At 73.2% G+C, this 26,101-nt stretch carries 23 protein-coding genes; 15 read left to right on the top strand and 8 right to left on the bottom strand.

The genetic code is table 11. From position 1 onward, the window contains the following. Nucleotides 1–189 precede the first annotated feature (189 nt). Nucleotides 190–1,443, bottom strand: a complete 1,254-nt coding sequence (locus V6U81_RS00890; RefSeq protein WP_334482884.1) for a cell wall anchor protein — start codon at nt 1,441–1,443, stop codon at nt 190–192. A 313-nt stretch (nt 1,444–1,756) separates the two neighbouring features. Here V6U81_RS00890 and rsmD point away from each other — a divergent pair, with 313 nt between their 5' ends. From rsmD to V6U81_RS00845, 9 genes are all read left to right on the top strand, one after another. Next, nucleotides 1,757–2,320 (top strand): 16S rRNA (guanine(966)-N(2))-methyltransferase RsmD, encoded by a 564-nt coding sequence (rsmD, locus tag V6U81_RS00885; protein ID WP_334482881.1) that lies wholly within the window; start codon nt 1,757–1,759, stop codon nt 2,318–2,320. Continuing rightward, complete coding sequence (gene coaD / locus V6U81_RS00880; RefSeq protein ID WP_334482878.1) at nt 2,317–2,805, top strand: pantetheine-phosphate adenylyltransferase; 489 nt, start codon at nt 2,317–2,319, stop codon at nt 2,803–2,805. The genes rsmD and coaD overlap by 4 nt, the downstream gene beginning before the upstream one ends. Before the next feature lie 155 nt (nt 2,806–2,960). Next, nucleotides 2,961–3,458, top strand: coding sequence for a hypothetical protein (locus V6U81_RS00875; RefSeq protein ID WP_334482875.1), 498 nt, complete (start codon nt 2,961–2,963; stop codon nt 3,456–3,458). 110 nt (nt 3,459–3,568) lie between these two features. After that, nucleotides 3,569–4,132 carry a YceD family protein gene (locus tag V6U81_RS00870; protein ID WP_334482872.1) on the top strand — a complete coding sequence of 188 codons (564 nt, stop codon included), beginning with the start codon at nt 3,569–3,571 and terminating at the stop codon, nt 4,130–4,132. A gap of 5 nt (nt 4,133–4,137) precedes the next feature. Continuing rightward, nucleotides 4,138–4,311 (top strand): 50S ribosomal protein L32, encoded by a 174-nt coding sequence (rpmF, locus tag V6U81_RS00865; protein WP_030335284.1) that lies wholly within the window; start codon nt 4,138–4,140, stop codon nt 4,309–4,311. Nucleotides 4,312–4,425: 114 nt separating this feature from the next. Continuing rightward, entirely contained in the window at nt 4,426–5,403 is a 978-nt protein-coding gene (locus tag V6U81_RS00860; RefSeq protein WP_334482858.1) for a phosphate acyltransferase PlsX, read from the top strand. A gap of 52 nt (nt 5,404–5,455) precedes the next feature. Further along, nucleotides 5,456–6,247, top strand: coding sequence for a ribonuclease III (rnc, locus tag V6U81_RS00855; protein ID WP_334482855.1), 792 nt, complete (start codon nt 5,456–5,458; stop codon nt 6,245–6,247). Continuing rightward, complete coding sequence (mutM, locus tag V6U81_RS00850; protein WP_334482852.1) at nt 6,240–7,097, top strand: bifunctional DNA-formamidopyrimidine glycosylase/DNA-(apurinic or apyrimidinic site) lyase; 858 nt, start codon at nt 6,240–6,242, stop codon at nt 7,095–7,097. The genes rnc and mutM overlap by 8 nt, the downstream gene beginning before the upstream one ends. 235 nt (nt 7,098–7,332) lie before the next feature. Continuing rightward, complete coding sequence (locus V6U81_RS00845; protein ID WP_334482849.1) at nt 7,333–9,549, top strand: MMPL family transporter; 2,217 nt, start codon at nt 7,333–7,335, stop codon at nt 9,547–9,549. Nucleotides 9,550–9,695: 146 nt separating this feature from the next. On the opposite strand, the gene V6U81_RS00840 is transcribed toward V6U81_RS00845, so the two are convergent. Together V6U81_RS00840 and V6U81_RS00835 are read right to left on the bottom strand one after the other, a co-directional pair. Next, nucleotides 9,696–10,520 (bottom strand): endo alpha-1,4 polygalactosaminidase, encoded by an 825-nt coding sequence (locus V6U81_RS00840; RefSeq protein ID WP_334482847.1) that lies wholly within the window; start codon nt 10,518–10,520, stop codon nt 9,696–9,698. Between the two features lie 183 nt (nt 10,521–10,703). Beyond that, nucleotides 10,704–11,825, bottom strand: coding sequence for a CAP domain-containing protein (locus tag V6U81_RS00835; RefSeq protein ID WP_334482845.1), 1,122 nt, complete (start codon nt 11,823–11,825; stop codon nt 10,704–10,706). Between the two features lie 371 nt (nt 11,826–12,196). On the opposite strand from V6U81_RS00835, the gene V6U81_RS00830 reads away from it, so the two are divergent. From V6U81_RS00830 to V6U81_RS00820, 3 genes are all read left to right on the top strand, one after another. Further along, nucleotides 12,197–12,391 carry a hypothetical protein gene (locus V6U81_RS00830; RefSeq protein ID WP_030487463.1) on the top strand — a complete coding sequence of 65 codons (195 nt, stop codon included), beginning with the start codon at nt 12,197–12,199 and terminating at the stop codon, nt 12,389–12,391. Between the two features lie 299 nt (nt 12,392–12,690). After that, a complete protein-coding gene (smc, locus tag V6U81_RS00825) occupies nt 12,691–16,302 on the top strand; it encodes a chromosome segregation protein SMC (RefSeq protein WP_334482843.1) in 3,612 nt (1,203 codons plus the stop codon). After that, complete coding sequence (locus V6U81_RS00820) at nt 16,302–16,931, top strand: HAD family hydrolase (protein ID WP_334482841.1); 630 nt, start codon at nt 16,302–16,304, stop codon at nt 16,929–16,931. The genes smc and V6U81_RS00820 overlap by 1 nt, the downstream gene beginning before the upstream one ends. A 345-nt stretch (nt 16,932–17,276) precedes the next feature. Here the strand turns inward: V6U81_RS00820 and V6U81_RS00815 are convergent, their stop codons facing one another. From V6U81_RS00815 to V6U81_RS00795, 5 genes are all read right to left on the bottom strand, one after another. Next, complete coding sequence (locus tag V6U81_RS00815; protein WP_334482838.1) at nt 17,277–17,798, bottom strand: DinB family protein; 522 nt, start codon at nt 17,796–17,798, stop codon at nt 17,277–17,279. A 44-nt stretch (nt 17,799–17,842) separates the two neighbouring features. Further along, a complete protein-coding gene (locus tag V6U81_RS00810) occupies nt 17,843–18,337 on the bottom strand; it encodes a universal stress protein (protein ID WP_334482836.1) in 495 nt (164 codons plus the stop codon). 3 nt (nt 18,338–18,340) lie between these two features. Further along, on the bottom strand, nt 18,341–19,960 hold the full coding sequence (locus tag V6U81_RS00805; protein WP_334482833.1) for an MDR family MFS transporter: 1,620 nt from the start codon (nt 19,958–19,960) through the stop codon (nt 18,341–18,343). 111 nt (nt 19,961–20,071) lie between these two features. After that, nucleotides 20,072–20,515, bottom strand: a complete 444-nt coding sequence (locus V6U81_RS00800; protein ID WP_334482830.1) for a MarR family winged helix-turn-helix transcriptional regulator — start codon at nt 20,513–20,515, stop codon at nt 20,072–20,074. A 23-nt stretch (nt 20,516–20,538) separates the two neighbouring features. Next, a complete protein-coding gene (locus V6U81_RS00795; RefSeq protein ID WP_334482828.1) occupies nt 20,539–22,251 on the bottom strand; it encodes an alkaline phosphatase D family protein in 1,713 nt (570 codons plus the stop codon). Between the two features lie 149 nt (nt 22,252–22,400). Here V6U81_RS00795 and ftsY point away from each other — a divergent pair, with 149 nt between their 5' ends. The 3 genes from ftsY (at nt 22,401) to V6U81_RS00780 (ending at nt 26,083) form a co-directional block, all read left to right on the top strand. After that, complete coding sequence (ftsY, locus tag V6U81_RS00790) at nt 22,401–23,582, top strand: signal recognition particle-docking protein FtsY (RefSeq protein WP_334482825.1); 1,182 nt, start codon at nt 22,401–22,403, stop codon at nt 23,580–23,582. Between the two features lie 7 nt (nt 23,583–23,589). Then, nucleotides 23,590–24,453 carry an aminoglycoside phosphotransferase family protein gene (locus V6U81_RS00785; protein WP_334482822.1) on the top strand — a complete coding sequence of 288 codons (864 nt, stop codon included), beginning with the start codon at nt 23,590–23,592 and terminating at the stop codon, nt 24,451–24,453. A gap of 232 nt (nt 24,454–24,685) precedes the next feature. After that, a complete protein-coding gene (locus tag V6U81_RS00780) occupies nt 24,686–26,083 on the top strand; it encodes an ammonium transporter (protein WP_334482820.1) in 1,398 nt (465 codons plus the stop codon). Nucleotides 26,084–26,101 lie beyond the last annotated feature (18 nt).

Here is a 26,101-nt window from a genome sequence, read left to right as displayed (position 1 = left end):
GTGGAGCGCGGGCGTGCCGGGTGACTGTACCGAGGGGCGGCGGGGCGTCCCGAACCGATCCCGGGTTGTTGCCGTTTCGAGATCATCAATCCACGGTGAGTCATCGAACGGTCGCGCGGATCCACTTCGGACGATCCGGAGACGAGGGCGCGCCGGCCGGAGTCGGCGCGCCCTCGCGGGTCGGGTGGATCAGGCGGTGAAGCGGATCCGGCGACGTCGGGCGACGACGAAGAGCACCGCGCCGGCCGTCAGCAGGGCGAGCGCGCCCGCGGCGATGCCGCCCCCGGCGACGCCGGTGACCGGCAGGCCGTCCTTGGGCTGGTCGCCGCCGCCGGTCCCGCCGGTCGGGCAGTCCTCCGGCTGCTCCCAGGCCAGCGGGCCGCCGGAGTCGAGGTCGCCGGTGACGGTGACGGTCAGGCCCTTGCTGGCGGCGAAGCGGACCGTCCCGGTGCGGCCCGGTTCGACGGTCAGCGTCTTCGGCTGCCCCTTGCTCGGGGTGAAGGTGGAGGTCAGCCGGGCACCGTTCTCGGGGTTGCTGATCCGGAAGGTCAGCGCGTCGCAGGTGGACTCGTACCCGGCGTCGGGCGCGCCGATCTCGGGCTGCTGGCAGTCCGCGGGCTTCTCCCAGCCACCGGTGAAGTCCTTCATGCCGGCGGCGGCCACGGTGATCTCCTGCGCCTCGCCGGAGCTGAGCTTCCGGGTCTCGATCTTGCGCATGGGGACGGTGACGGTCTCGGTGAAGCCGGCGCTGCCCGTGACGGTGAAGGTCGCCGGGGCGTTGCCGCTGCGGTTGACCAGGGTCAGCTCGACGTTGCCGTCGCAGTCGGACTCGGCGATCACCTCGGGCGCGGCGCTGCACGTGCCCGAACCGCCGTTGTACCAGGCCCGGGGGCCGGTGGAGCGGGCACCGGGGCCCGCGGCGCTGCCGACCTTGCGGTCGCCGTACCGGTCGCTGGTGTCGGTCAGCGGGTCGATGACCCTGCTGCCGAAGACGAAGTCCACCTGGGTGTGGCAGTTCGGCACCTCGACCGTGAAGTCCAGGGTGGCCACGCCCAGCTCGCCGGTGGTGACGCCGCTGAACTTCTTGACCGACGTGTCGAGCACGTACTGCGGCACGGCGAAGGTCGCCGACGGCGTCACGTAGGACACCAGCGCCAGTTCCTGCTCCTCGCCCGCGCAGAGCGGTCCGTTGGTCAGGGTGATGGAGGCCTTGCCCGCGGGCCCGTCGAACGTGTGGGTGTAGCGGGCGTCGGCCGCCTTGACGCAGGTGGGCGTCGGCTCGGCCGGGGTGCTGGGCGAGCCGGTCGCGGTCGGCGGGGCGGTCGGTGACGGCGAGCTGTCGGTCGCCGTCGCCGGCGCCGTGAAGACGAGCGCCGTGGCGAGGCCGGCCAGCGCGGCGGCGACCACGGCGAGCGGTCGCCGTGGCGGCAGGGTGCGGATCACGCGTACTCCCGGGGTGATGATGCGTCAGGGTGCGGCGTGGGGGGTGCTTTTCGTCCCGGTCGCGTTGCGGCACGTCCGTGACAGCGCCTTCCCCGGCACCGCACGGCCGGCGGGAAGCGCCGCCGGCACCGGGCAGACCCTAGCGGGCGGGCCACCGCCGTCACAGCGCTCGAAAACGGCCCACGACGATGTTACGCATCTGAGATCTTTGATATACGAGAAGTGATCATCTGCCCGGTCCGCCGGGACCCACCGTGTCCGCCGGTCCGGCTCGCGCGTCGCGTAGCGTCAGGGCCATGGACAGGGGGCAGCCGTGACCCGGATCGTCGCCGGCACGCTCGGCGGCCGGCGGATCGCCGCGCCGCCCGGCGCCGGCACCCGACCCACCTCCGACCGCGTGCGCGAGGCGTTGTTCAGCGCGGTGCAGGCCGAGGTGGACCTGGCCGGCGCCCGCTTCGCCGACCTGTACGCCGGCTCCGGCGCGGTCGGCCTGGAGGCGCTGTCCCGGGGTGCCCAGCACGTGCTGCTGGTCGAGTCCGATCCCCGGGCCGCCCGGGTGATCAGGGAGAACGTGGCGGCGCTGCGGGCCGCGCCGGCCGCCCGACTGGTCACCGGCAAGGTGGCCACCGTGCTCGCCGCCGGCCCGGACGGCGCCCCGTACGACGTGATCTTCGCCGACCCGCCGTACGCGGTGCCCGACGCCGAGATCGCCGCGCTGCTGACCGCGCTGGTCGACGGCGCCTGGCTGGCCCCGGACGCCCTGGTCGTGGTGGAGCGGTCCAGCCGCACCGGTCCGGTGCCGTGGGTGGAGGGCGTCACGGGGGAGCGCAGTCGCCGTTACGGCGAGACGACCCTTTGGTACGGTCGCCGATCATGAGACGTGCGGTCTGTCCCGGCTCGTTCGATCCGGTCACCAACGGACACCTCGACATCATCGGACGAGCCAGCCGGCTCTTCGACGAGGTGATCGTCGGCGTACTGGTGAACCAGTCGAAGAGCGGCCTGTTCACCGTCGCGGAGCGGATCGAGATGCTCCGCGAGGTGACCTCCTCGTACGACAACGTGCGGGTCGAGTCGTTCCGCGGCCTGCTGGTCGACTTCTGCCGCGCGCAGGAGGCGAGCGTCCTGATCAAGGGACTGCGGGCGGTCAGCGACTTCGACTACGAGTTGCAGATGGCGCAGATGAACATCGGCCTCGCCGGGGTCGAGACGCTCTTCATGCCCACCAACCCGCTCTACTCCTTCCTCTCCTCCAGCCTGGTCAAGGACGTGGCGAAGTGGGGTGGCGACATCTCCTCCCACGTCCCGGACGTGGTGCGCCACCAGCTGGTGGCCCGGCTGGGCCCGGAGCACCGGGCCTGACCCCCGCGGCCACCCCCGCCCGGCGCGCCGCGACGCGCCGGGCCGGGATGGATGGGGCGAGGCTCGCCCGCGCACGACATCATGTGTGGAGCGGGAACCCGGCCGTAACCCGCATCATGTAGGTCGGCCGACGAACGACAGGGAGTGAGGTACCGGTGGACCCGCTCGATCGCATCGACGAACTGATCGCCATGGTGGAGCAGGCCCGCTCCGTCCCGATGTCGCGCAACAACTGCATGGTCGACCGGGGCGAGATGATCGAGGCCCTGGACGAGCTGCGCGGTGAACTCCCGGCCGACCTGCGCCGCGCCGCCGCGCTCCTGGAGGAGCGGGACAAGATCATGGAGGCCGGCAAGCGGGAAGCCGACCGGATCATCAGCGAGGGTGAGGCAGAACACGCCCGCCTGGTGTCGGTGAACGAGATCACGGTCTCCGCGGAGCACGAGGGCGCCCGGATCATCGCGGAGGCCCGGGCGGAGGCGCAGCGGCTGCGGGACGAGGTGGACGACTACGTCGACACCGCCCTGGCCAACTTCGAGCAGTTCCTCACCAGGGCGTTGGCCTCGATAGAGCGTGGCCGGGACAAGATGCACGCGCTGCGGGAGATCGGCACCTTCGCTGGGGACGAGGCGGAACGCCCGCTACCCTTCTGAGCGGCACACCGGAAAGCCGACAGCCCGGTGGTGCGTGGCCCCCGGTTCGACTCGCGGGCCGCCGTCCAGGTAACCTTTTTTGTCGGCCTATCACCGGCCGGAGTCTGACTATGCCCAAGCACTCGCCTTCATCACTCAACCCCAGGGCGCCGCTGGTTCTCGACACGAGAGACCTGCCGCGTCGCCCTGGTGCGTTGCGTACGGTCAAGCGGGTCGTGCCGGCGCCGGCGGACCTCGGCGTGGAGATGATCGGCGTGCCGGAGGGCGCGGACCTCGACCTCGACCTGAGGATGGAGTCGGTGTCCGAGGGCGTACTCGTCTCCGGGACCGTCAGCGGTCCCGTCAAGGGCGAGTGCGGGCGCTGCCTGCGCGAGATCAACGACTCGATGGTCGTGAACGTCCAGGAGCTGTACGCGTACGAGAACAGCACCACGGACGAGACGACCGACGAGGACGAGGTGGGCCGGATGCAGGACGATCTGATCGACCTGGAACCGGCGCTGCGGGACGCGGTGGTGCTCACGCTGCCGACGAACCCGCTCTGCCGGGAGGACTGCCCAGGCTTGTGCCCCGAATGCGGGGTGCACTGGGACGATCTGCCGGCCGACCACAGCCACCAGCAGATCGACCCGCGTTGGGCGGGCCTGTCGCAACTGAACCGTACAGAGGAGTAGGAACCGTGGCCGTCCCGAAGCGCAAGATGTCGCGCAGCAACACCCGGTCCCGCCGGGCGAACTGGAAGGCGACCGTGGTCGCGACCGTGGCCTGCCCGCAGTGCAAGTCCCCCAAGCTGCCGCACGCGGCGTGCTCCGTCTGCGGCACGTACAACGGCCGCCAGGTTCTCGAGGTCTGACCTGGACGCCGAGTGACGCCCCCGACCACGGGTCGGGCGGCGCGCGCACCCAGGCGATCGCCCGGTGCCCCGGCTCCCTCCGACGCCGGCCGGCCTGTTCCGGCCGGCGTTCCGATGGAGCCGGGCACCGCGCGGATCGCCGTTGACCTCCTCGGCGGGGACGATGCTCCCGCCGTCGTGGTTGACGGCGCTCTGCGTGCCGTGCGTGCCGACCCCGACCTGCATCTGCTGCTCGTGGGCCCGACCGAGGTCGCGGCCTCGGTGACCGACGCCCTGACGCCGGTGCAGCGCGCCCGGATCACGGTCCGCCCGGTGCGGGCCGCCGCCGGCGCGACCCACCACGCGCCCCGCGCCGACAGCACCGTCCGTGCGGCCGTCGCGGCCATCCGCGACGGCGCCGCCGACGCCCTCGTCTCCGCCGGTTCCACCGGCGCCACCGTCTCCGCCGCCGCGCTCGGCTTCGGCCGGTGGACCGACGTCCGCCGCCCCGCCCTGGTGGCCACCCTGCCGGCCGTCGCCGGCCCGGTGGTGCTGCTCGACGTCGGCGGCTCCCTGGAACCCCGACCGGCCACCCTGGCCCGGCACGCCCTGCTCGGCGCGGCCTACGCCGCGGTCGCGCACGCCGTCGCCGCCCCCCGGGTCGGCCTGCTCTCCGTCGGCACCGAGGCGGGCAAGGGGGACCGCTGCCGGCGGGCCGCCGATCCGCTGCTGGCCGCCCTCGACCTGCCCTGCGCGGCCCGCTACGTCGGCCTGGTCGAGGGGTACGACGTCGCCCTCGGCGCGCGCGCCGACGTGGTGGTCACCGACGGGTTCACCGGTAACGTGCTGCTCAAGGCGATCGAGGGCGCGTACGCGATGGCCGGCGGACCGCCCGACCGCGGCGGCGCCCCCCGCGCGGCCGCCCTGCTCGGCGTGGCCGGCACCGTGGTGGTGTGCCACGGCGCGGCGTCGGCCGAGGACGTCGCCTCCGGAATCGCGCTCGCCGCCCACCTGTGGCGCCGGGACGCCGCCGACCGGGTCCGCGCGCTGCTCGACGGCACTGCCGACCAAATCCTGAACAGTGACAGCCCCGACACCGAGGTGTGCAAGTGAGCCCGAGGAGTGCGCTTGCCCGCCCTGAGGTCGCGAACGAAGAGGTAACAGCATGACGAACGACAGACGGCGGCGGGTCCACCTCGGTCACCTGGAGGCGGCGTTCGGCGTGACGCTCGATCCGGAGCTGCTGGAGCGCGCCCTCACCCACCGCTCGTTCGCGTACGAGAACGGCGGCCTGCCCACCAACGAGCGGCTGGAATTCCTCGGCGACTCGGTGCTGGGCGTGGTGATCACCACCGCGCTCTTCCGCAACCACCCGGACCTGCCCGAGGGGCAGCTGGCCAAGCTGCGGGCCAGCGTGGTCAACATGCGCGCGCTGGCCGACGTGGCCCGCGGTCTCGGGCCGGACGGCCTCGGCGCCTACCTGCTGCTCGGCAAGGGCGAGGAGAGCACCGGTGGCCGGGACAAGGCGAGCATCCTCGCCGACACCCTGGAGGCGCTGCTTGGCGCGATCTACCTCCAGTACGGCCTGGACACCGCCGCGCTGGTCATCCACCGGCTCTTCGACCCGTTGATGGCGGAGTCGGCGGGCCGGGGCGCCGCCCTGGACTGGAAGACCAGCCTCCAGGAGCTCACCGCCGCGCTGGGGCTGGGCGTCCCGGAGTACCGGATCGAGGGCACCGGCCCGGACCACCTGAAGACCTTCACCGCCTGGGTGGTGGTGGCCGGCAACCGCTACGGCGGGGCCGAGGGGCGCAGCAAGAAGGAGGCCGAGCAGCGGGCCGCCGAGTCGGCCTGGCGGGAGCTCACCGCCCAGGCCGAGCGGGACGCGCAGCCCGAGCCGGACGCGGCCGTCGCCCCGGAGGACACGGCCGCCGAGGCGGGCCTGGGTCGTGCCTGAGCTGCCCGAGGTGGAGACGGTCCGGCAGGGGCTGGCCCAGTGGGTCATCGGCCGCCGGATCTCCTCGGCGGAGGTGCGCCACCCGCGCGCCGTCCGCCGGCACGTCCCCGGCCCGGAGCACTTCGCCGACGTGCTGGCCGACCGGACGGTGACCGACGTCCGCCGCCGCGGCAAGTACCTCTGGCTGCCGCTGGACAGCGGCGACGCCCTGATCGGCCACCTGGGCATGTCCGGTCAGCTGCTGCTCCAGCCGGCCGAGGCCGCCGACGAGCTCCACCTGCGGGTCCGGTTCCGGTTCGCCGACGACGGTCCGCAACTGCGCTTCGTCGACCAGCGCACGTTCGGCGGCCTCTCGGTGAGCGAGGGCGGCGCCGAACTGCCGGCCGAGATCGCGCACATCGCCCGGGACCCGATGGACCCGGAGTTCTCCGATGCCGGCTTCGTCGCCGCGCTGCGCCGGCGGCGTACCGAGGTGAAGCGCGCGCTGCTCGACCAGACCCTGATCTCCGGGGTGGGCAACATCTACGCCGACGAGGCGCTCTGGCGGGCGAAGCTGCACGGCGCCCGGCCCACCGACGCGCTGACCGCGCCGGCCGCGACCCGGCTGCTCGGCCACGTCCGGGACGTGCTCGCCGAGGCGATCAAGCAGGGCGGCACCAGCTTCGACGACCTCTACGTCAACGTCAACGGCGAGAGCGGCTACTTCGACCGGTCGCTGAACGTGTACGGCCGGGAGGGCGAGCCGTGCCGGCGGTGCGGTGCGCCGATCCGGCGGGAGGCGTTCATGAACCGGTCGTCGTACAGTTGCCCGCGCTGTCAGCCGCGGCCCCGGGGTGCCCTGAGGGGATGACCCCGAGCCGGTTCGGGGTTGCGCCGGTGTGCCGACCCCGCGCCGCGCTGGGCAGGCCCCGGACATGCGCCTGATATTCCGCTGATTGTCCGGTTGGCCCACCCCGGCCGGCCCGCCCGGACGGGATCCGCCACGTCCGGGACGAGCCGGGGCCGTTCCCCGATGTCTCCGCCCGCCGTCCTCCCTAGCGTCAGATCGTCGGCAGGGAGCCGGCGTACGGAGGGGGGCCGAGGAGATGGGCAGGAGACCGGTGACGGTGCGGCTGGCGCGGTGGAGCGCCGAGCACCCGTGGCGGGCGATCGCGCTCTGGGTGGTGTTCGTGGCGGTGTGCTTCGTCGGTGGCAACGCCGCCGGGTTGAAGGAGGCCACCGACGCCGACATGGCGATCGGGGAGTCCGGGCGGGCCGACATCATCGTCACCGAGGGCGCCTTCGCCGATCCCGCAGTGGAGAACGTGCTGATCACGCCGCGGGGCGGGACGCTGGACCAGGCGGCGGCGCGGGCCGCCGCGACGGACGCGGCCGACCGGCTCCGGAAGGTGACCGGGGTGGCGTCGGTGGGGACGCCGGTGCCGTCGCGCGACGGCGGGGCGCTGCTGCTGCCGGTCACCATGTCGGGTGACGCGAAGACCGCGTCGGAGCGGGTGCAGCCGCTGCGCGACGCCACCGCCGAGGTGCAGCGGGCCCACCCGGGGCTGCGGGTCGAGGAGGTCGGCGGGCCGTCGATCAACAAGGCGCTCGACGACACCCTGGGCAAGGACTTCAAGCGGGCCGAGCTGCTGAGCCTGCCGGTCACCCTGGCCATCCTGATCGTCGCGTTCGGCGCGCTGATCGCCGCGGGCGTGCCGGTGCTGCTGGCGCTCTCCTCGGTGGCCGCCGCGATGGGCCTGTCCACCCTGGCCTCGCACCTGGTGCCGGCCACCGACACCACCGCCAGCGTGATCCTGCTGATCGGCATGGCGGTCGGGGTGGACTACTCGCTGTTCTACGTGCGCCGCGAACGGGAGGAACGGGCGAAGGGCCGGGCCGGGCTGGACGCCGTGGAGATCGCCGCGGAAACCTCCGGACACGCTGTGGTGGTCTCCGGCTTCGCGGTGATCATCTCGATGGCCGGTCTGCTGCTCGCCAACGACGCGGTCTTCTCCTCGCTCGCCGTCGGCTCGATCCTGGTGGTCGCGGTCGCGGTGACCGGCTCGCTGACCGTGCTGCCGGCGCTGCTGGCCAAGCTGGGCCGCTGGGTCGACCGGCCCCGGGTGCCGCTGCTCTGGCGGCTCACCGCGGCGCGTACCGGACGGCACGGCGAGCCGGCGAAGCCGCGGTTCTGGCCGGCGGTGCTGCGGCCCGCCCTGAAGGCGCCGCTGGCCACCCTAGTCGTCTCGGTCGGGCTGCTGCTCGCCCTGGCCGCCCCGGCGCTCGGCATGAAGCTGAAGTTCCCCGGCATGGAGGACCTGCCGCGCACCACGGCGGCGATGCAGGCGTACGACCGGCTCACCGCCGCCTTCCCGAGCACCGGCACCAGCCACACGGTGGCCGTCCGGGCGCCGGCCGAGCAGGCCGACCGGGTGCGCGGGGCGCTGACCGGGCTGGCCGGGCGGGCCGGCGCCGACCCGCTCTTCGCCCCCGTCGAGGCGGACGGCCCGAAGATCGAGGTGTCGGCGGACCGCCGGGTGTCGGTGCTGGAGATCGCCACCCCGTACGCCAGCCGGGACGACCGGGCGGTGCGCTCGCTGGACGAGCTCCGCGACGACCTGCTGCCGGCGGCGATGCGCGGCATCCCCGGCGTCGAGTACGCGGTCGGCGGCGGGGTGGCCGCCAGCGAGGACTACGCGCAGCACGTCGAGGAGAAGCTGCCGGTCGTGATGGCGTTCGTGCTGGCGCTGACGTTCCTGGTGATGACCTGGACGTTCCGGTCGGTGGTGGTCGCGTTCACCTCGATCCTGCTCAACCTGCTCTCCGCCGGCGCCGCGTACGGGCTGCTGGTGCTGGTCTTCCAGAACAGCTGGGCGGAGGGGCTGCTCGGCTTCACCTCGATGGGAGCGATCGTCTCCTGGCTGCCGCTCTTCCTCTTCGTGGTGCTCTTCGGGCTCTCCATGGACTACCACGTCTTCGTGGTCAGCCGGATCCGCGAGGGCATCCGCAACGGCATGTCGAACCGGGACGCGGTGGCGTACGGCATCACCTCCTCGGCCGGCGTGGTGACCAGCGCGGCCATCGTGATGGTCGGGGTGTTCGGCATCTTCGCCTCGCTGAGCACGATCGACATGAAGCAGCTCGGCGTCGGCCTGGCCGCGGCGATCCTGCTGGACGCCACGATCATCCGGGCGGTGGTGCTGCCGTCGCTGATGACGCTGCTCGGCGATGCCAACTGGTGGGCGCCGCGCTTCCTGCGGGCCCGGGCCGCCGACCCGGCCGACCCGCCGGCGCCGGCTCCGGAGCTGGTCGGCGCCCGCTGACCGGACCGACGGCGAGGGCCCGGACCGGCGACCGGTCCGGGCCCTCCGCGTCGATGCGACCTCGGTTCTCCGGGTCGCCCCGCCATCCGCCTGCCGGCGCGCTCATCCCCGGCTGGCTGACCGACCGGTTCCGCGTCCGCCGGGGCTCACGTCAGGCGGCAGGTCTCCCGCCAGGCGGCCAGGTCGCGGGTCTTGCGGATGGAGGAGAAGCCGTACCCGAGGGTGGTCACGCAGAAGCGCGCGGTCGCACCCGCGTACTCGACGTGGAAGACCGGCTTGTCGGCGTCGGCGAAGGGCAGCAGCTTGGCGCACTGCCGCAGCCGGATGCACTCCTCGTTGACCGCGAAGTCGAAGTCGGGCGCCAGCGCCGCTACCTGCCCCACGTCGTTCATCAGGCCGGGGGAGAGGTCGAGCGAGCGGGCCAGGGTGGCCACCCGCCGGTTGAACAGCAGCTGGTCGTCGTAGCCGAGCGGGAAGCCGGAGCGGTGGGCGTACCCGTCGGCGTCGGCCAGGGCCACCGCGCCGAACCCCTTGCCCCGGCAGAGCCGGAACCGGTCGGCCAGCACCGGTTCGAGGGCGTCCCAGCGGCGTACGTCCAGCCAGCGGCTCTGCGGCCGCCGGGCCGGGGCGCCACGGACCGCCGCCGGGAAGCGGCTGGCGTCCGGATCGCCGGCGGCGTACGAGCCGACGTGCACCTGGCAGACCAGCCGGCGGTCCCGGGAGCGCAGCGCGCCGGTCTCGGCGGCGGTCACCCGTACCGGGTCGAGGAGGAAGACGTCGGCGTCGACCGTGGTGTCGATCGGCCCACTGAGCTGCCACTGCCACTGCCACCGCTGCGCGTACGCGGCCGGCCACGGGGTCGGTGCGCCCGGCGGGACCAGCGGGGCGTGGCAGCCGTACACCGGGCTGAGCAGGGTGAGCGCGACGGCCGCCGGCAGCGCCCGACGGACCGCGCGTCGCCGGCGCCCCATCGGCCGCACGCGCGCCGCCGCCCGCCGCGGCCCGCTCCGTGGCGCGGATGCTGGCAGCCGGATCCGCATCGGCAGCTCCCGGGTCCCGGCCGGCGCCCCACCGCCGGCCTCACCCGGTCAAACGAGCGCCCCCCGACGACGACGCGGTCACGTCGGCGCCGGGGGGCGGCGGGTCCGTTCGGCTCAGCGCGGGGCGGCGAAGTCCTGGGTCCAGTACGGCCCGTTGCTGGTCGCCACGCCCACGCCGATCTCGGTGAAGGCGCAGTTCAGGATGTTGGCCCGGTGCCCGGAGCTGTTCATCCAGGCCTCCATGACCGCGGCCGGGGTCTGCTGGTTCCAGGCGACGTTCTCGCCGTAGGTGCGCCAGGAGTAGCCCACCCGGTCCAGCCGCTCACCGGCGTCGCTGCCGTCGCTGCCGGTGTGCGTCATGTCCTGGTGGTCGGCCTGGTCCTGGCTGTGCCGCTGGGCGGCGAGCATCAGCTTGTCGTCGACCTGCACCGCCCCGCAGCCGGCCCTGGCCCGCTCGGCGTTGACCAGGTCGACGACCTGCTGCACCTGGCTGCTCGCCCCGGCGCTCAGCGTGTTCCTCGTCGGGCTTGCGGTGGGGGCGGTGGTCCGCACGGTGCTCTGCCGGGAGGGCGCCTGGGTCCGCTTCGGCGCGGGTGCCGGCGCGACGCTCCGGCTGGGCGACGGGGTCGGCCGCGCGGTGGTCGGCGACGCGGTGGGCGCGGCGGTGGTCGGCGACCCGGTGGCGGCCAGGGCGTCGGCGGGAGCGCCGCCGAGCCCGGGCGCCACCGGGGCGGCGGCGACGGTGTCGTCGAAGGAGGCCTGGTCGGCGTCCTCGTCACCGCTGGGCAGCACCAACGCGCCCACCCCGAGGCTGACCACCAGGGTGGCCGCCGCGGCGGCGCCGCCGATCAGCAGGGGGCGGGGGAGGCGCCCCTTCTGCCGATGCCGACCCTGCCCGTCGGCCGCCGGCTCGGAGGCGGGCCGCAAGGCACCGGCGCGCGCGGCGAGGTCGACCACCGGGATCGAGCCGGTGGTCTCCGGGCGGGCGGTCAGGTCGACCGGCGGGGTGACCGAGGTGCGGTCCCGGTACGGGGTGGTCTCGGCGGGCGGGCGTCCGAAGCGGCCGGTCGGGGCGTCGGCCCACCGGTCGTCGCCCGGCTGCCCCGGCTCGTCGCCGAAGAGGTACGCCGACCGCGGCTCGGGACGGTCGGTGAGCCAGCTCGGGGGCTCGTCGGCCGGCGGTCGCGCACGCCGATAGGCGCCGTCCGGGTCATCTGCGTCGGTCCAGCCGTTCACGCCTGTCGCCTCCACGGGGTCGGTTGCGGGCCGGGCTGACGCTACGGCTGCGCTCTGAACTGCGGCAACGTGGCTAAGGAAGAGTTAAGGCGAGTGGGCCTCACGAGGTGACCCTACGCACATTCCGAGGCGTAGAGTTGAGGAGTCCGGACAGAGCGTGTCCGAGCCTTGCGGCCCCCGGCAAGTGGACAGGGCAGACGTGGAGATGATCTACGGCCTGCGGGAACTTGACGAAGGAGGGGGTATCGGCTCAATATATAGGTGTCGCCAGTCGCGCCCGGTCATGCCCACATATCGGTGGGAGGACAGCCGCGTACACGAATGGGCGCGCGTTGGCCGGCTCTTCCGGCAGCGCATATCAAGGAGTCAGCATGGCTAAGGCCCTGTACGGCCACGTAGGTGCAGCGCCCGACCGGCGTCTGCTCGACGAGGTCACCCGACTGCGTTCCAGGGTTCAGGCACTGGAGTTCGAGATCACGCGTTTGCGCGCCGACAATGATCGGCTCGCGGCGGCGGCGGCGGAGGCGGACGACCTCCTGCGGCTGGCCGAGCCCGCGCTGACCTGATCTTCCAGGGTCGGAAAACTGAATCGCACCATCACGAAATCGCGCGCCGACACTTTAGTGCCGGCGCGCAGCTCTGTCTCCGCACCATTCGGCGCCGCAATTTCGCGATCTTGTGGAAGTCGTCGTGGAACCGCTCCGTTCGGCCGCCCGTCCCCAATTCCGCCGTTGATCCGTTCCCGCTGGGGCGGCCCCGGGGCGGGTCGCGTGCCCTGCGGTCGCCGGCAACGCGTTAGTCTGCGGGTTCACCAGGTCCGCGCAGCCCGCGACGGTACGGCGGCCACCGGACGAGGATCGAGAAGGTGTATCTCAAGAGCCTGACGGTGAAGGGGTTCAAGTCCTTCGCCTCCGCGACGACGCTGAAGCTGGAGCCCGGGATCACCTGCGTGGTGGGCCCGAACGGCTCCGGCAAGTCCAACGTCGTCGACGCCATCGCCTGGGTCCTCGGCGAGCAGGGCGCCAAGGCGCTGCGCGGCGGCAAGATGGAGGACGTCATCTTCGCCGGCACCGCCGGGCGGGCGCCGCTGGGCCGGGCCGAGGTCACCCTCACCATCGACAACACCGACGGCGCGCTGCCGATCGAGTACACCGAGGTCTCCATCACCCGCCGGATGTTCCGCTCTGGCGAGAGCGAGTACGAGATCAACGGCGACACCTGCCGGCTGCTCGACATCCAGGAGCTGCTGTCGGACTCCGGCATCGGTCGGGAGATGCACATCATCGTCGGCCAGGGGCGGCTCGACGGCATGCTGCACGCCAAGCCGGAGGACCGGCGGGCGTTCATCGAGGAGGCGGCCGGCGTCCTCAAGCACCGCAAGCGCAAGGAAAAGGCGCTGCGCAAGCTCGACGCGATGCAGGTGAATCTCAACCGGCTCACCGACCTCACCGCCGAGCTGCGCCGCCAGCTCAAGCCGCTGGGCCGGCAGGCGGAGGTGGCCCGACGGGCCGCCGCGATCCAGGCGAACCTGCGCGACGCCCGGCTGCGGCTGCTCGCCGACGACCTGGCCACCCTGCGCGCCACCCTGGACAGGGAGATCGCCGACGAGACGGCGCTGCGGGAGCGACGCGAGCAGCTCGACGCCGAGCACACCGAGGTGCAGGGCCGCCTCGGCGAACTGGAGACGGCGCTGGCCGAGGACGCCCCGCTGCTCGCCGCCGCGCAGGACACCTGGTACAAGCTCTCCGCCCTCCAGGAGCGGTTCCGCTCCATCGAGCAGCTCGCCCGCGAGCGGCTGCGCCACCTCAGCGCCGCCGGGGACGACGAGCGCCCCGGCCGCGATCCCGACCAGCTGGAGGCCGAGTCGCAGCGGGTCCGCGAGCAGGAGGAGGAGCTGCGCGAGGCGCTGACCGACGACCAGATCCGGCTCGCCGAGGCGGTGGAGCACCGGCAGGAGCTGGAACGGCAGCTCGCCGCCGCCGAGCGGGAGCTGGTCGCCGCGGCCAAGGCGATCGCCGACCGGCGGGAGGGGTTGGCCCGGCTGACCGGCCAGGTGAACTCTGCCCGCGCCCGGACCACCAGCGCCGGCGAGGAGATCGACCGGCTCGCCGCCGCGCACGCCGACGCGCTGGCCCGGGCCGAGAAGGCCCAGGCCGAGGTGGACGCGGTGGCCGAACAGTCCACCGAGGCCGACCGGGACAACGCCGACCTCGACGAGCGGCACGCCGAGGCGGTCGCCGTGCAGGAGAAGGCGCAGGCGGCCGTCCGCTCGCTGGCCGACGCCGAGCGAACCGCCGAGAAGGACGCGGCGACCTGGAAGGCCCGCGAGGAGGCGCTCGCCATCGGCCTGCGCCGCAAGGACGGCGCCGGTGCGCTGCTCGCCCGCGCCGGCGAGGTGCCCGGGCTGCTGGGCAGCCTGGCCGGCCTGCTCACCGTGGCTCCCGGCCACGAGGCGGCGCTGGCCGCCGCGCTCGGCGGGCTCGCCGACGCGGTCGCGGTCAGCGGGGTGGACGAGGCCGTCGAGGCGATGCGGCTGCTGAAGATCTCCGACGCCGGCCGGGCCGGCCTGCTCGTCGGCAGCCCCGCCGGGCCGGGGATGACCGGGCCGGCCGACGCGCTGCGCCCCCAGCTGCCCGAGGGCGCGCGTTGGGCGCCCGACCTGGTCGAGTGCGCGGCCGAGATCCGTCCGGCCGTGCACCGGGCGCTGCGCGACGTGGTGCTGGTCGACGACCTCGCCGCCGCGGCCGAGCTGGTCGCCGAGAGCCCGGAGTTGCGCGCGGTCACCCCGGACGGGGACGTGGTCGGGGCGTACGCGGCGGCCGGTGGGTCGGCCAAGGCGCCCAGCTTCATCGAGGTCCAGGCGGCCGTGGAGGAGGCCCGCGCCAACCGGCTGACCGCCGAGCGGACGGGCGCCGAGCTTCGCGAACAGCTGGTCGACGCGCGCGCCGAGGTGGCCGCCGCCAAGGAGGCCGTGCAGCACGCCGCCGCCGCCAAGCGGGAGGCGGAGAGCCACCGCAACGCGGCCGCGCGGCGGCTGGCCGAGCTGGGCGCGGCGGCCCGTTCGGCGAAGGCGGAGACCGACCGGCTCGGCGAGTCCCGGTCCCGCGCCGAGGCGGCCCGGGAACGCGACCTGACCGCCCTGTCCGAGCTGGAGGAGCGGCTCCGGCTGGCCGAGGCCACCCCGATCGACGCGGAACCCTCCACCGAGGAACGCGACCAGCTCGCCGCGATGGTGCCCCGGGCCCGGCAGAACGAGATGGAGGTCCGGCTCGCGGTGCGTACCGCCGAGGAGCGGGTCTCCTCGATCGCCGGTCGGGCCGACTCGCTCGCCCGGCAGGCGGCCGCGGAGCGGTCGGCGCGGGAACGGGCCGCGGCCCGCCGGGCGGCGCGGACCCGAGGCGCGGCGATCGCCCGCGCCGTGGTCGGCGGCGCCCGCGAGGCGCTCACCCGGCTCACCGGGTCGATCGCCGCGGCCGAGGAGCACCGCGACGCCGTGGCGCGCGAACGCGCCGCCCGGGAGGCCGAGCTCCAGGAGGTACGCGGCGCGGCCAAGCGGCTCGGCGCGGAGCTGGAACGGCTGACCGGCCAGGTGCACCGGGACGAGGTGGCCCGGGCCGAGCAGCGGCTGCGCATCGAGCAGCTGGAGGCGAAGGCGGCCGAGGACTTCGGCCTGGACGTGGAGACCCTGGTCGCCGAGTACGGCCCGGCGCAGCCCGTCCCGCCCACCCAGGTGGACGTGGCGACGGCCGAACGCGACGGGCTGCCGGTGCCCGAGCCGGTCCGGTACGAGCGGCCGGTGCAGGAGAAGCGGGCGGCCAAGGCGGAGCGGGAACTGGCCCTGCTCGGCAAGGTCAACCCGCTGGCGCTGGAGGAGTTCGCCGCGCTGGAGGAGCGCTTCAAGTTCCTCTCCGAGCAGCTGGAGGACCTGAAGGCGACCCGCCGGGACCTGCTCACCGTGGTCAAGGACGTCGACGAGCGGATCCTGGAGGTCTTCGCCAGCGCGTTCGCCGACACCGCCCGGGAGTTCGAGCAGGTCTTCACGGTGCTCTTCCCCGGCGGTGAGGGACGGCTGATCCTCACCGACCCGGAGGACCTGCTGACCACCGGCGTGGAGGTGGAGGCCCGGCCGCCGGGCAAGAAGATCAAGCGGTTGTCGCTGCTCTCCGGCGGCGAGCGGTCGCTGACCGCGGTGGCGATGCTGGTGGCGATCTTCCGCGCCCGGCCCAGCCCGTTCTACATCATGGACGAGGTGGAGGCGGCCCTCGACGACGTGAACCTGGGGCGCCTGATCACGCTCCTGGCGCAGTTGCGGGAGAAGAGCCAGCTGATCGTCATCACGCACCAGAAGCGGACGATGGAGATCGCCGACGCCCTCTACGGGGTGACCATGCGCAGCGGGGTCACCCAGGTGATCAGCCAGCGGCTCAACCGGGCCGCGGACGACGAGCGGCCCGGCCGCGGCGAGGAGAATCAGTAGTGGCACGGGAACGGCCGACGGCACTCCTGCTGGACTTCGACGGCGTACTGCGCCGCTGGGACCCGGCGGTGGCCGCCGGCGTGGAGCGGGAGTACGGGCTCTCCGAGGGGATCCTCGGTGAGATCGCCATGTCCTGGGGGCTGCTCCGGCCGGTGCTCACCGGCAAGGTCAGCCACGCCGAGTGGATGACCAGCGTGGCCGACGCGCTGGCGCCGTCGCTGGGCAGCCCCGAGCGGGCCCGCGCCGCCGTGGACGAGTGGCAGCGCTACCGGGGCGAGGTCGACAGGGACGTGCTGGACTTCGTCCGGGAGGCCCGGGCGGCTGGCGTCCGGGTCGGGCTGGGCACCAACGCCACCGATGTGCTCGACGCGGACATCGCCGCGCTGGGCCTGGTGGACGAGTTGGACGTGATCGTCAACTCCTCGGTGATCGGCGTGCACAAGCCGGCCAAGGAGTATTTCGAGGCGGCCTGCGAGGCGCTGGAGACTCCGCCGTCGCGGGTGCTCTTCGTGGACGACGAGGCCCGGGCCGTCGCCGGTGCCCGCGTGGCCGGGCTGTCGGCGCACCGCTGGGACGGCCCGGGCGACCTGCGTTACCTCCGGGCGGCGCTGCGGACGAGTCCGGTCTAGTCGCCCTGCCGAGTCTCCGGACGCAGGTCGTCGGCGGCGTCCCGATCCCCGAGGCCTCACCCTGGTGCCGTCCCGCTTCGTGCCGCAGCCGTGCGTCCTGGAGGGTCCGGACGCCTCGCCGCTCGGCGACCCCCTCGCCGGCGTCCACCGGTCCGACCCCGCAACCGGGGGTCTGCTCGGCACGCTACGAACTTGATGACGTGGATGCATCGCCGGCCCGGCGGAGACCGATTCGTTGACGACATCAAGTTCGTAGCGCGGCAGGAAGGGACCCGGCACCCAGCGCCGGCGGGTGGGCGAGGCACTCCGACCGACCCGCACCCACGGCACTGAAGGGCCTCGGTCTCAGTCGCCGGTCACGCCGTCGATGCGTTCGCGGATCAGGTCGGCGTGGCCGTTGTGCCGCGCGTACTCCTCGATCATGTGGACGTAGACCCAGCGCAGGTTGAAGGTCCGCTTCTTCGGCCCGACCTCGGTGAACGTCTCGTCCAGGGAGTGCCCGGCCGCGGCGGCCCGGGCCAGCTCGACCTCCCGGTGGAAGGTGGCGAAGTCGGCCTCGGCGTCGGCGGTGCTGACGTCGTGGTCCGCGTCGGGGTTCTCCGGGGTGAAGTACGGGTAGTCGACCTTCTCCCCGGCGAAGTTCTCCCGGAACCACCAGGCCTCCACCTCGGCCAGGTGCCGGACCAGGCCGAGCAGGGTCAGCCCGGACGGTTCGACGCTCGGGGTACGCAGCTGCTCGGCGGTCAGCCCGGCGCACTTGAGCAGCAGGGTCTGCCGGTGGTAGTCGAGCCAGCCCTCCAGCATGGTGCGCTCGTCGCCGACGGTGGGCTCGGGGGTCCGGGTGATCTCCGGTGCTCTCCAGGTCATGCCGGGCATCCTGCCCGGCATGACTGACAACCCGCGACGGGTTATCAGGGCACCACGACGACGGGCCAGCGGCCGGTGCGGACCAGCCGGGCGGCGACCGAGCCGACCAGACGGTGCCCGGCCTGCTCGGACGACCCGACCACCACCAGGTCCGCGCGGGTCTCGTCGGCCGCCGCGCGTAACTCGGTGTACGCGTCCCCGCGCCGGCACAGGAAGGTCACCGGCACGCCGAGTTCCTCCGCCCCGCGCTGGAACTGCTGCCGCAGCTCGGCGGTGAGCTCGTCGTAGGTCTGCTGCACCGCCCCGGCCACCACGCCGGACATCAGCGCGGCGTACGAGGCGGGCGAGCTGACGAAGACCACCACGAGCACGGCGCCCTGCCGCCGGGCCAGGCCGGCGGCGTACGCAGCGGCGCGTAGCGACGTGCGGGTGCCGTCGACGCCGACCAGCACCACCCGCGGCCCGTCGGTGCCCCGCTCGAAGGGGAGCGGGCGGGCCTGCGGGCCGTACTCCTCACGGTCGTCCACCGGCGTGCTCATCGGTCAGTCCCGGATGCCGGTCCGGACCACGGCCGACCCGCCGCCGGCCGCGACGGTCGACTCGCGCTCCACCTCGGTGGCGATCGGGTCGTTGTTGTGCAGGCGCAGCGGGATCTCCTTGATGAAGCAGACCGCGATCAGGGCGACCAGCCCGAACGGCGCGGCCGCCAGGAAGATGTCGCCGGCGCCGTGGCCGTACGCGCTCTCCACGACCGCGCGGATCGGCGCGGGGAGGGTGTGCACGTTCGGCAGGGTGCCGCCGCTGCCCGAGCCGGCGGTCGGGACGCCGAGGGCGGTCAGCCCGTCGGCGATGTAGCCCTTCACCTTGTGCGAGAGGATCGCGCCGAGCGCGGAGACGCCGATCGCGCCGCCGAGGCTGCGGAAGAAGGCGACCACCGAGCTGGCCGCGCCGAGCTCGTGCGGGCCGACGGTGTTCTGCACGGCGAGCACGAGGTTCTGCATGGTCATGCCCAGCCCGGTGCCGATCAGCGCCATGTAGATGCTCATCTGCCAGTACGGGGTGTCCGCGCGCAGCGTGCCCATCAGCGCGAAGCCGACGGTGAGCAGGGCCGAGCCGGCGACGAGGTAACGCTTCCAGCGGCCGGTGTTGGTGATGATCCGGCCGACGACCGTGGAGGCGACCAGCAGGCCGCCGATCATCGGCAGCGTCATCAGACCGGACATGGTCGGGCTCTCGCCGCGGCTGATCTGGAAGTACTGGCCGAGGAAGACCGAGGCGCCGAACATGCCGACGCCGACCGCGATGCTGGCGATCACGGCGAGGGTGATGGTGCGGTTGCGGAACAGCCGCGGCGGGATCATCGGCTCGCTGGCCCGGTTCTCCACCCGGATGGCGAGCGCGCCGAGCAGCAGCGCGCCGACCACCATGACGCCGCTCTGCCAGGAGATCCAGTCGTACTTGTCGCCGGCCAGGGTGACCCAGATCAGCAGCAGCGAGACGGCCGCGGTGATCAGGGTGGCGCCCCACCAGTCGATCTTGACCGCGCGCCTGACCACGGGCAGGTGCAGGGTCTTCTGGAGCACGATCAGCGCCGCGATGGCGAACGGCACGCCGACGTAGAAGCACCAGCGCCAGCCGAGCTGGTCGGTGTCGACGATCACGCCGCCGATCAGCGGGCCGCCGATGGTGCCGACCGCCATCACCGCGCCGAGGTAGCCGCTGTAGCGGCCGCGTTCGCGCGGCGCGATCATCGTCGCCATGATCACCTGGGCGAGCGCGGTGAGGCCACCGGCGCCGACGCCCTGGAGCACCCGGCAGGCGATCAGCTGCCCGGTGGACTGGGAGAGGCCGGCCAGCACGGAGCCCAGCACGAAGATGGTCAGGGCCAGCTGGACCAGGAGCTTCTTGCTGGCCAGGTCGGAGAGCTTGCCCCAGATCGGAGTGGTCGCGGTGGTGGCCAGCAGCGTCGAGGTGACCACCCAGGTGTACGCGGACTGGCCGCCGTGCAGCTCGGTGATGATCCGCGGCAGCGCGTTGGAGACGACCGTGGAGGAGAGGATCGCGACGAACATGCCCAGCAGCAGGCCGGAGAGGGCCTCCAGGATCTGCCGGTGGGTCATGTCGACGGCGGTCGCCCGGGTGGGCGCTGTCGCCTGGGTCATCGTGGAGTGCCTCCGGTGCCTGTCGGTGAAAGGGTTGCCTCAGGCAACCGTAGGGGTTGGTTGCCTGAAGCAACAACCGGACGTGACGCGGCTCTATTCCGCCCCGACGGGTCAGAACGTGTCGTTGAACCGGTGCAGCAGCCGGGCGAAGTCCGCGACGTCCCGTTTCGGCCAGCTCTCCATCGTCCGCCGGATCTGCCCGAGGCGGGCGGCCCGGGCGGCGTCGAACCGCCGGGTGCCCTCCTCGGTGAGCCGCAGCTGGGACGCCCGCCGGTCGTCCGGGTCCGGATCCCGGCGGACCAGACCGAGCCCCTCCAGGCCGTGGATCTGCCGACTGAGCGTGCCCTTGCCGATGCCCAGCCGGGTGGCCAGGTCGGTCAGCCGGATCGACCCGGACCGGCGCAGCCAGAGCAGCAGCCCGTACGCGTTCGGCTCCAGGTTGGGGTGCACCTCCCGGGCGATCTCCCAGGACAGCGCCCGCCCCCGACGCAGCAGCGCCGCCAGCTCGTCCTCGACCGCGCGCAGCGTCTCCGGCAGGTGCTCGTCGGTGTCCACGCGAAGAGCGTACGGCGCGGGGGTCAGTCCACCGAGGCGAGTCGCTGCCGGGCCACCTCGCGCAGGTGACCGTCGCTGGTGGTGCCCTCGATCACCACCTCGGCGCCCCGGCCGCGGTGCTCCAGCGTGGCCACCGCGTTGCCGAAGTAGGGCCCGGCCAGCTTCTTCCACCGCACCGTCGGTCGGCGTACCCCGGCGGAGCGGGCCAGCGCACGGGTGGTCGAGGCCGGCCCCGGATTCCAGCCCAGCTTCATCAGCGGGCGCATCGCGGCCGGCACCTGGTTGTGGATCGGCGAACAGGTCAGCTGATGCACCGGGGTGCGCACCCCCGGGTCGTCGAACCGGGCCCGGGCCACGTACGAGTGGTGCACGTCCCCGGAGAGCACGCTGATCGAGGCCGGCGGCGCGTACGCCGGCCCGGCGCCCACCCGGTCGCCGGTGCCGCCCGGCTGGCCGCTGCCGAGCCGGGCGAAGAGCGCGCCGAGGGCGTCGAAGGAGCGCCGGAACGCGGCCCAGTGCTCCAGGTCCCAGGCGCGACGCATCTGCTCGGCCAGCCGGGCCACCCAGGCCCGGCGCGACTCGGCGAGCTTCTCGTTCCACGACTCGACGTGGTGGATGCCCGGCGGGAGCAGCCAGGGCAGCGAGGTGCCCACCACCAGATGGTCGTAGACGCCGTGCGCCCGGTCCAGGAACCAGGACCACTCGCCCGGCGGCAGCATCGCCCGGGCGCCCGGTTCGAGCACCCGGCTGCACCGGTTGTCGAGCATGACGAGGCGGGTCCGGCCCAGGTCGAGCGAGTAGCTCCACTGGTACTGCACGGCCCGCCAGCGCTCGGTGTCGTGCGCCTCGTCGGCCTCCCGGTCCACCCGCTCGCCGAACTCGCGCAGCACCTCGGTGGCGTCCCCGGCGGTGACCACCTTGGCGTAGAGCGGGTCCTCGGCGATCTCGTCCGGGGAGAGGTTGCCCAGGTGCTGGTAGACCCAGTAGGAGGCGAGCCCGCTGCGGATCCGCTCGGCCCACCACGCCTGGCCGCGCATGTCGGCCCGCCAGGAGGCCGAGGTGTTCCAGTCGTCGATCACCTCGTGGTCGTCGAAGATCATCGCGCTCGGCACGGTGGAGAGCAGCCAGCGGATCTCCGGGTCGCGCCACGACTCCAGGTAGAGCTTGGTGTACTCGTCGAAGCTGACCACCTGGTCGGTCGGGGCGTCCTTCGGCCGGCGCCGGCGCCGCTTGAGCAGCCGCTTCACCGTCGGCGAGGTGACGTCGGCGTAGACCTGGTCGCCGAGGAGCACCAGCAGGTCGGGCAGGGCCGCCGGGTCCGGGGCGGCGATCAACCGCCGGGCGTACGCGTCGAGCGCGTCGGGCGGCAGCCGCCGGGTGGTGGCGTGCTGGGTGGTCTCCCGGCAGGAGCCGAAGACCAGCCGCACCGGCTGATCGCGGTCGTCGACGGCCCGGGTCCGGATCACGCTGGGCGGGAAGCCGCTCTCCGGCACCGGCCAGGCCACCTCGTCGTCGACCAGCACCTCGTAGCTCGCCGCGCTGTCCGGGGTGAGCCCCTCCACCACCACGAGGGCGTAGTGGTGGTCGTACGCGGAGAAGGTCGGGGCCGTGCCCGTGGCGCCGTCGGTCGTGCGGACGGTGACCACCGCGGGCGCGCTGGTCTCCACCCAGACGGTGGCCCGGGTGCCGACCACCCTTCGCAGCAGGGGACCGATGAGCAGGCGTGCCGCGGGCATGGTGGACCTCCGAGTTGAGCGATCTTCATGTCTACTACCCGGCCGGCGGTCGCACCACTGCTGGCTGTGACCGAGGGTACCGCCGGATGCTGAGCGCCCCGGGGTCCCGTGGTGAAGACGCCGTCGCGGGCATCTGACAGGATTTCGGCATGAAGGAATACCTCCTCGTCGCACTCGCCCTGCTCGGTGTGCTGATCCTCGGCGGCCTCAGCCTGGTGGTGCCCCGGTTGCGCCGGCGCCCCGAGCCGCCGCTGCCGGAGACAGAGGTCGACACCCGGGCCGAGGAGGACCTGGCCGGTCCACCGGTGGAGGCCCGCGAGTCCGATCTGTCCACCGGCGTCCTGGTCGAACCGCCGGTGATCGAGGCGCCGCCGCTGGAGGTCCCGGAGCCCACCGCCGGCCGGCTCGTCCGCCTGCGCTCCCGGCTGTCCCGCTCGCAGAACGTCTTCGGCCAGAGCCTGCTCGGCCTGCTCAGCCGCGACCACCTCGACGAGGACGCCTGGGAGGAGATCGAGGACGCCCTGATCACCGCCGACGTCGGCATCGACGCCACCCGCGACATCGTCGACCGGCTCCGCGAGCGGACCCGGGTGCTCGGCACCCGCTCCGCCGGCGAGCTGCGCGCCCTGCTCGCCGCCGAGCTGGTCAACGCACTCGACCCGAGCCTGGACCGGTCCCTGAGGACCGAGCCCAAGGACGGCCGGCCCGCCGTCCTGCTGGTGGTCGGCGTGAACGGCGCCGGCAAGACCACCACCTGCGGCAAGATCGCCCGGGTGCTGATCGCCGACGGCCGCACGGTCACCCTCGGCGCCGCCGACACCTTCCGCGCCGCCGCCGCCGACCAGCTCGAGACCTGGGGCAGCCGGGTGGGCGCGATCACCGTCCGCGGCCCGGAGGGCGCCGACCCGGCGAGTGTCGCCTTCGACGCCGTCCGCGAGGGCATCCAGGCCGGCACCGACACCGTGCTCATCGACACCGCCGGCCGGTTGCAGAACAAGATCGGCCTGATGGACGAGCTGGGCAAGGTCAAGCGGGTGGTGGAGAAGCACGGCCCGATCGACGAGACCCTGCTGATCCTCGACGCCACCACCGGCCAGAACGGCCTGGAGCAGGCCCGGGTCTTCACCGAGGTGGTCAACGTGACCGGCGTGGTGCTGAGCAAGCTCGACGGCACCGCCAAGGGCGGCATCGTGATCGCCGTGCAGCGCAAGCTCGGCATCCCGGTCAAGCTGGTCGGCCTCGGCGAGGGCGCCGACGACCTGGCCCCGTTCGACCCGGCACAGTTCGTCGACGCGCTGCTCGGCACCGAGCCGCTCGCCCGGGACGCGTAATCTCGCAGTGACGACTGACGATCGCGCGTACGCCGGGTGGCGGGACCCTCGCGACGCGGCGCCGGGCCTCGGGAGGCCGTACGTGACTTCGCAGGAGATCCCGCTGCACGGCGGGAACGTGAGCACGGTGGTGCGGGTCGGCGACACCGTCCGGCGCAACGCCGGCCCGTGGACGCCGTCCGTGCACGCCCTGCTGCGGCACCTGGAGTACGTCGGGTTCTCCGGCGCCCCCCGCGCCCTCGGGATGGACGAGCGCAACCGTGAGGTGCTGTCGTACCTGGAGGGGGAGTGCGGGGAGTACCCGCTGGCCCGGCACTGGGTCACCGACGAGGCGCTGGTGACCGTGGCGACCATGCTGCGGATGTTCCACGACGCCCAGTACGGCTTCGCGCCGCCGCCGGGTGCGGTCTGGCGCTCGTTCGGCCCGCCCCCGCCGGACACCGAGGTGATCTGCCACCACGACGCCGCCCCGCACAACGTGATCTGGCGTCCCGACGGCACCCTCGGGCTGATCGACTTCGACCTCGCCTCGCCCGGCGCCCGGATCTACGACGTGGCGTACGCGGCCTGGACCTGGGTGCCGATCTTCTCCGACCGGGACTCGATCACCCTCGGTTGGAAGCGCCCCGACCGGCCGCGCCGGCTGCGTCTCTTCGCCGATGCGTACGGGCTGATCCCGCGGGACCGGCACCGGCTGATCCGGACCATCCGCAAGCGGATCGTCGACCACGTCGAGGGCATCCGCCGGATGGCCGCGGCCGGGGAGCCGGCCTTCGTGCGGATCGTGCACAAGGGCCACCTGCGCCGCCCGATGCGCGACCTGCGGCTGCTCGACTACGAGCGGCACCACCTGGAGTACGCCCTGCGCTGAGGCGCCCGCACCGCGAAAGAGTGGCCGTTGCGACACCGGACGGCCACTCTTTCCGTTTCCCCGGTCCATGATCGCGGTTCTTCACACGCCGGAAACAACCCGTCACGCGTCGGAAATCGAGCGGTGTCGGTGAAGGAAACAGCGGGCGGCCAGAGTTCCCGCCAACCGGCTGACGGGCGATGCTGCCAGTTCCAGTCGGATGAGGAGGACTTCCACACCGAGAGGAGGCAGCGTGGAGATCAACACCGGCAACACCGCCTGGTTGCTCCTGTCGTCTGCGCTCGTGCTGCTCATGACGCCGGGTCTGGCCCTGTTCTACGGGGGGCTCAACCGGTCCAAGGGCGTACTGAACATGATGATGATGAGCTTCTCAGCGATCGGGCTCATCTCCGTACTCTGGGTCATCTACGGCTTCAGCCTCGCGTTCGGCACCAACGACAGCGCGGGCGTCAACAACGTGATCGGCAGCTTCACCCAGTACTTCGGCACCGAGACGAGCTTCATCGGCGAGGAGTGGCTCTTCCTCGGGGCGGGGACCGGAATCCCCACGTACGTCTTCATGGTCTTCCAGATGATGTTCGCGATCATCACGGTGGCCCTGATCTCCGGCGCGGTCTCCGACCGGCTCAAGTTCTCCGGCTGGCTGCTCTTCGCCTTCGCCTGGTTCACCCTGGTCTACATCCCGGTCGCGCACTGGGTCTGGGGCGGTGGCTTCATCGGCTCCAAGATCAAGGCGCTGGACTTCGCCGGTGGCACCGCGGTCCACATCAACGCCGGCGCCGCCGCGCTCGGCCTGGTGCTCGTCCTCGGCAAGCGGATCGGCTGGCCCCGGGAGAGCTTCAAGCCGCACAACATCCCGTTCGTGGCGCTCGGCGCCGGCCTGCTCTGGTTCGGCTGGTTCGGCTTCAACGCCGGCTCCGAGCTGACCGTCGACGGCACCACCGCGGTGGCCTTCGTCAACACCCAGGTGGCTACGGCCGCCGGTGTGCTCGGCTGGGTCGTCGTCGAATGGGTACGCAGCAGGAAGCCCACCCTGGTGGGCGCCTCCTCCGGCGCCATCGCCGGCCTGGTCGCCATCACCCCGGCCTGTGGCTTCATCGCCCCGCTGCCGTCGGTGCTGCTCGGCCTGATCGCCGGCGCGGTCTGCGCGGTGGCGGTCAGCCTGAAGTACAAGCTCGGCTTCGACGACTCGCTCGACGTGGTCGGCGTGCACTTCGTCGCCGGCTGGATCGGCTCGCTGTTCATCGGCTTCTTCGCCACCCTCCAGGTCAACTCCGCCATCGAGGGCCTCGGCGCCAGCGAGGGCCTGTTCTACGGCGGCGGCCTGACCCAGCTCGGCCGGCAGGCCCTGGCCAGCGGCATCGTCTCGGTCTACTCCTTCGGGGTGGCCGTGCTGATCGCCCTCGCCGTCAAGGCCCTGATCGGCCTCCGGTCCGACCCCGACGACGAGGTCGCCGGCATCGACGTGGCCGAGCACGCGGAGAGCGCGTACGACCTGTCGCCGACCACCGGCAGCTTCGCCGGTGGGGCCTTCGCGATGGCCGGGCTCAGCCCGGGCGCCGCGAAGCCGGCCTCGGAGGAGGCCGCCCCGCCGGCCACCGCGCCGGTGGACGAGAAGGTCGCCGGTTAACGTTCCTGGAATGGAGGG

It is taken from the genome of Micromonospora lacuserhaii, from assembly GCF_036902735.1.
GTDB lineage: Bacteria > Actinomycetota > Actinomycetes > Mycobacteriales > Micromonosporaceae > Micromonospora.
The sequence above is the reverse complement of the archived record's forward strand: the minus strand, read 5'-3'. Positions and strand labels throughout refer to the sequence as shown.

Excerpts from the sequence above, each read along its gene's own strand:
- ftsY (WP_334482825.1), top strand. The coding sequence starts at position 22,401 with ATGAAGGAATACCTCCTCGTCGCACTCGCCCTGCTCGGTGTGCTGATC.
- coaD (WP_334482878.1), top strand. The coding sequence starts at position 2,317 with ATGAGACGTGCGGTCTGTCCCGGCTCGTTCGATCCGGTCACCAACGGA.
- V6U81_RS00860 (WP_334482858.1), top strand. The coding sequence starts at position 4,426 with ATGGAGCCGGGCACCGCGCGGATCGCCGTTGACCTCCTCGGCGGGGAC.
- rnc (WP_334482855.1), top strand. The coding sequence starts at position 5,456 with ATGACGAACGACAGACGGCGGCGGGTCCACCTCGGTCACCTGGAGGCG.
- V6U81_RS00840 (WP_334482847.1), bottom strand. The coding sequence starts at position 10,520 with ATGGGGCGCCGGCGACGCGCGGTCCGTCGGGCGCTGCCGGCGGCCGTC.
- V6U81_RS00870 (WP_334482872.1), top strand. The coding sequence starts at position 3,569 with ATGCCCAAGCACTCGCCTTCATCACTCAACCCCAGGGCGCCGCTGGTT.
- V6U81_RS00830 (WP_030487463.1), top strand. The coding sequence starts at position 12,197 with ATGGCTAAGGCCCTGTACGGCCACGTAGGTGCAGCGCCCGACCGGCGT.
- V6U81_RS00845 (WP_334482849.1), top strand. The coding sequence starts at position 7,333 with ATGGGCAGGAGACCGGTGACGGTGCGGCTGGCGCGGTGGAGCGCCGAG.
- V6U81_RS00805 (WP_334482833.1), bottom strand. The coding sequence starts at position 19,960 with ATGACCCAGGCGACAGCGCCCACCCGGGCGACCGCCGTCGACATGACC.
- V6U81_RS00810 (WP_334482836.1), bottom strand. The coding sequence starts at position 18,337 with ATGAGCACGCCGGTGGACGACCGTGAGGAGTACGGCCCGCAGGCCCGC.
- V6U81_RS00815 (WP_334482838.1), bottom strand. The coding sequence starts at position 17,798 with ATGACCTGGAGAGCACCGGAGATCACCCGGACCCCCGAGCCCACCGTC.
- V6U81_RS00795 (WP_334482828.1), bottom strand. The coding sequence starts at position 22,251 with ATGCCCGCGGCACGCCTGCTCATCGGTCCCCTGCTGCGAAGGGTGGTC.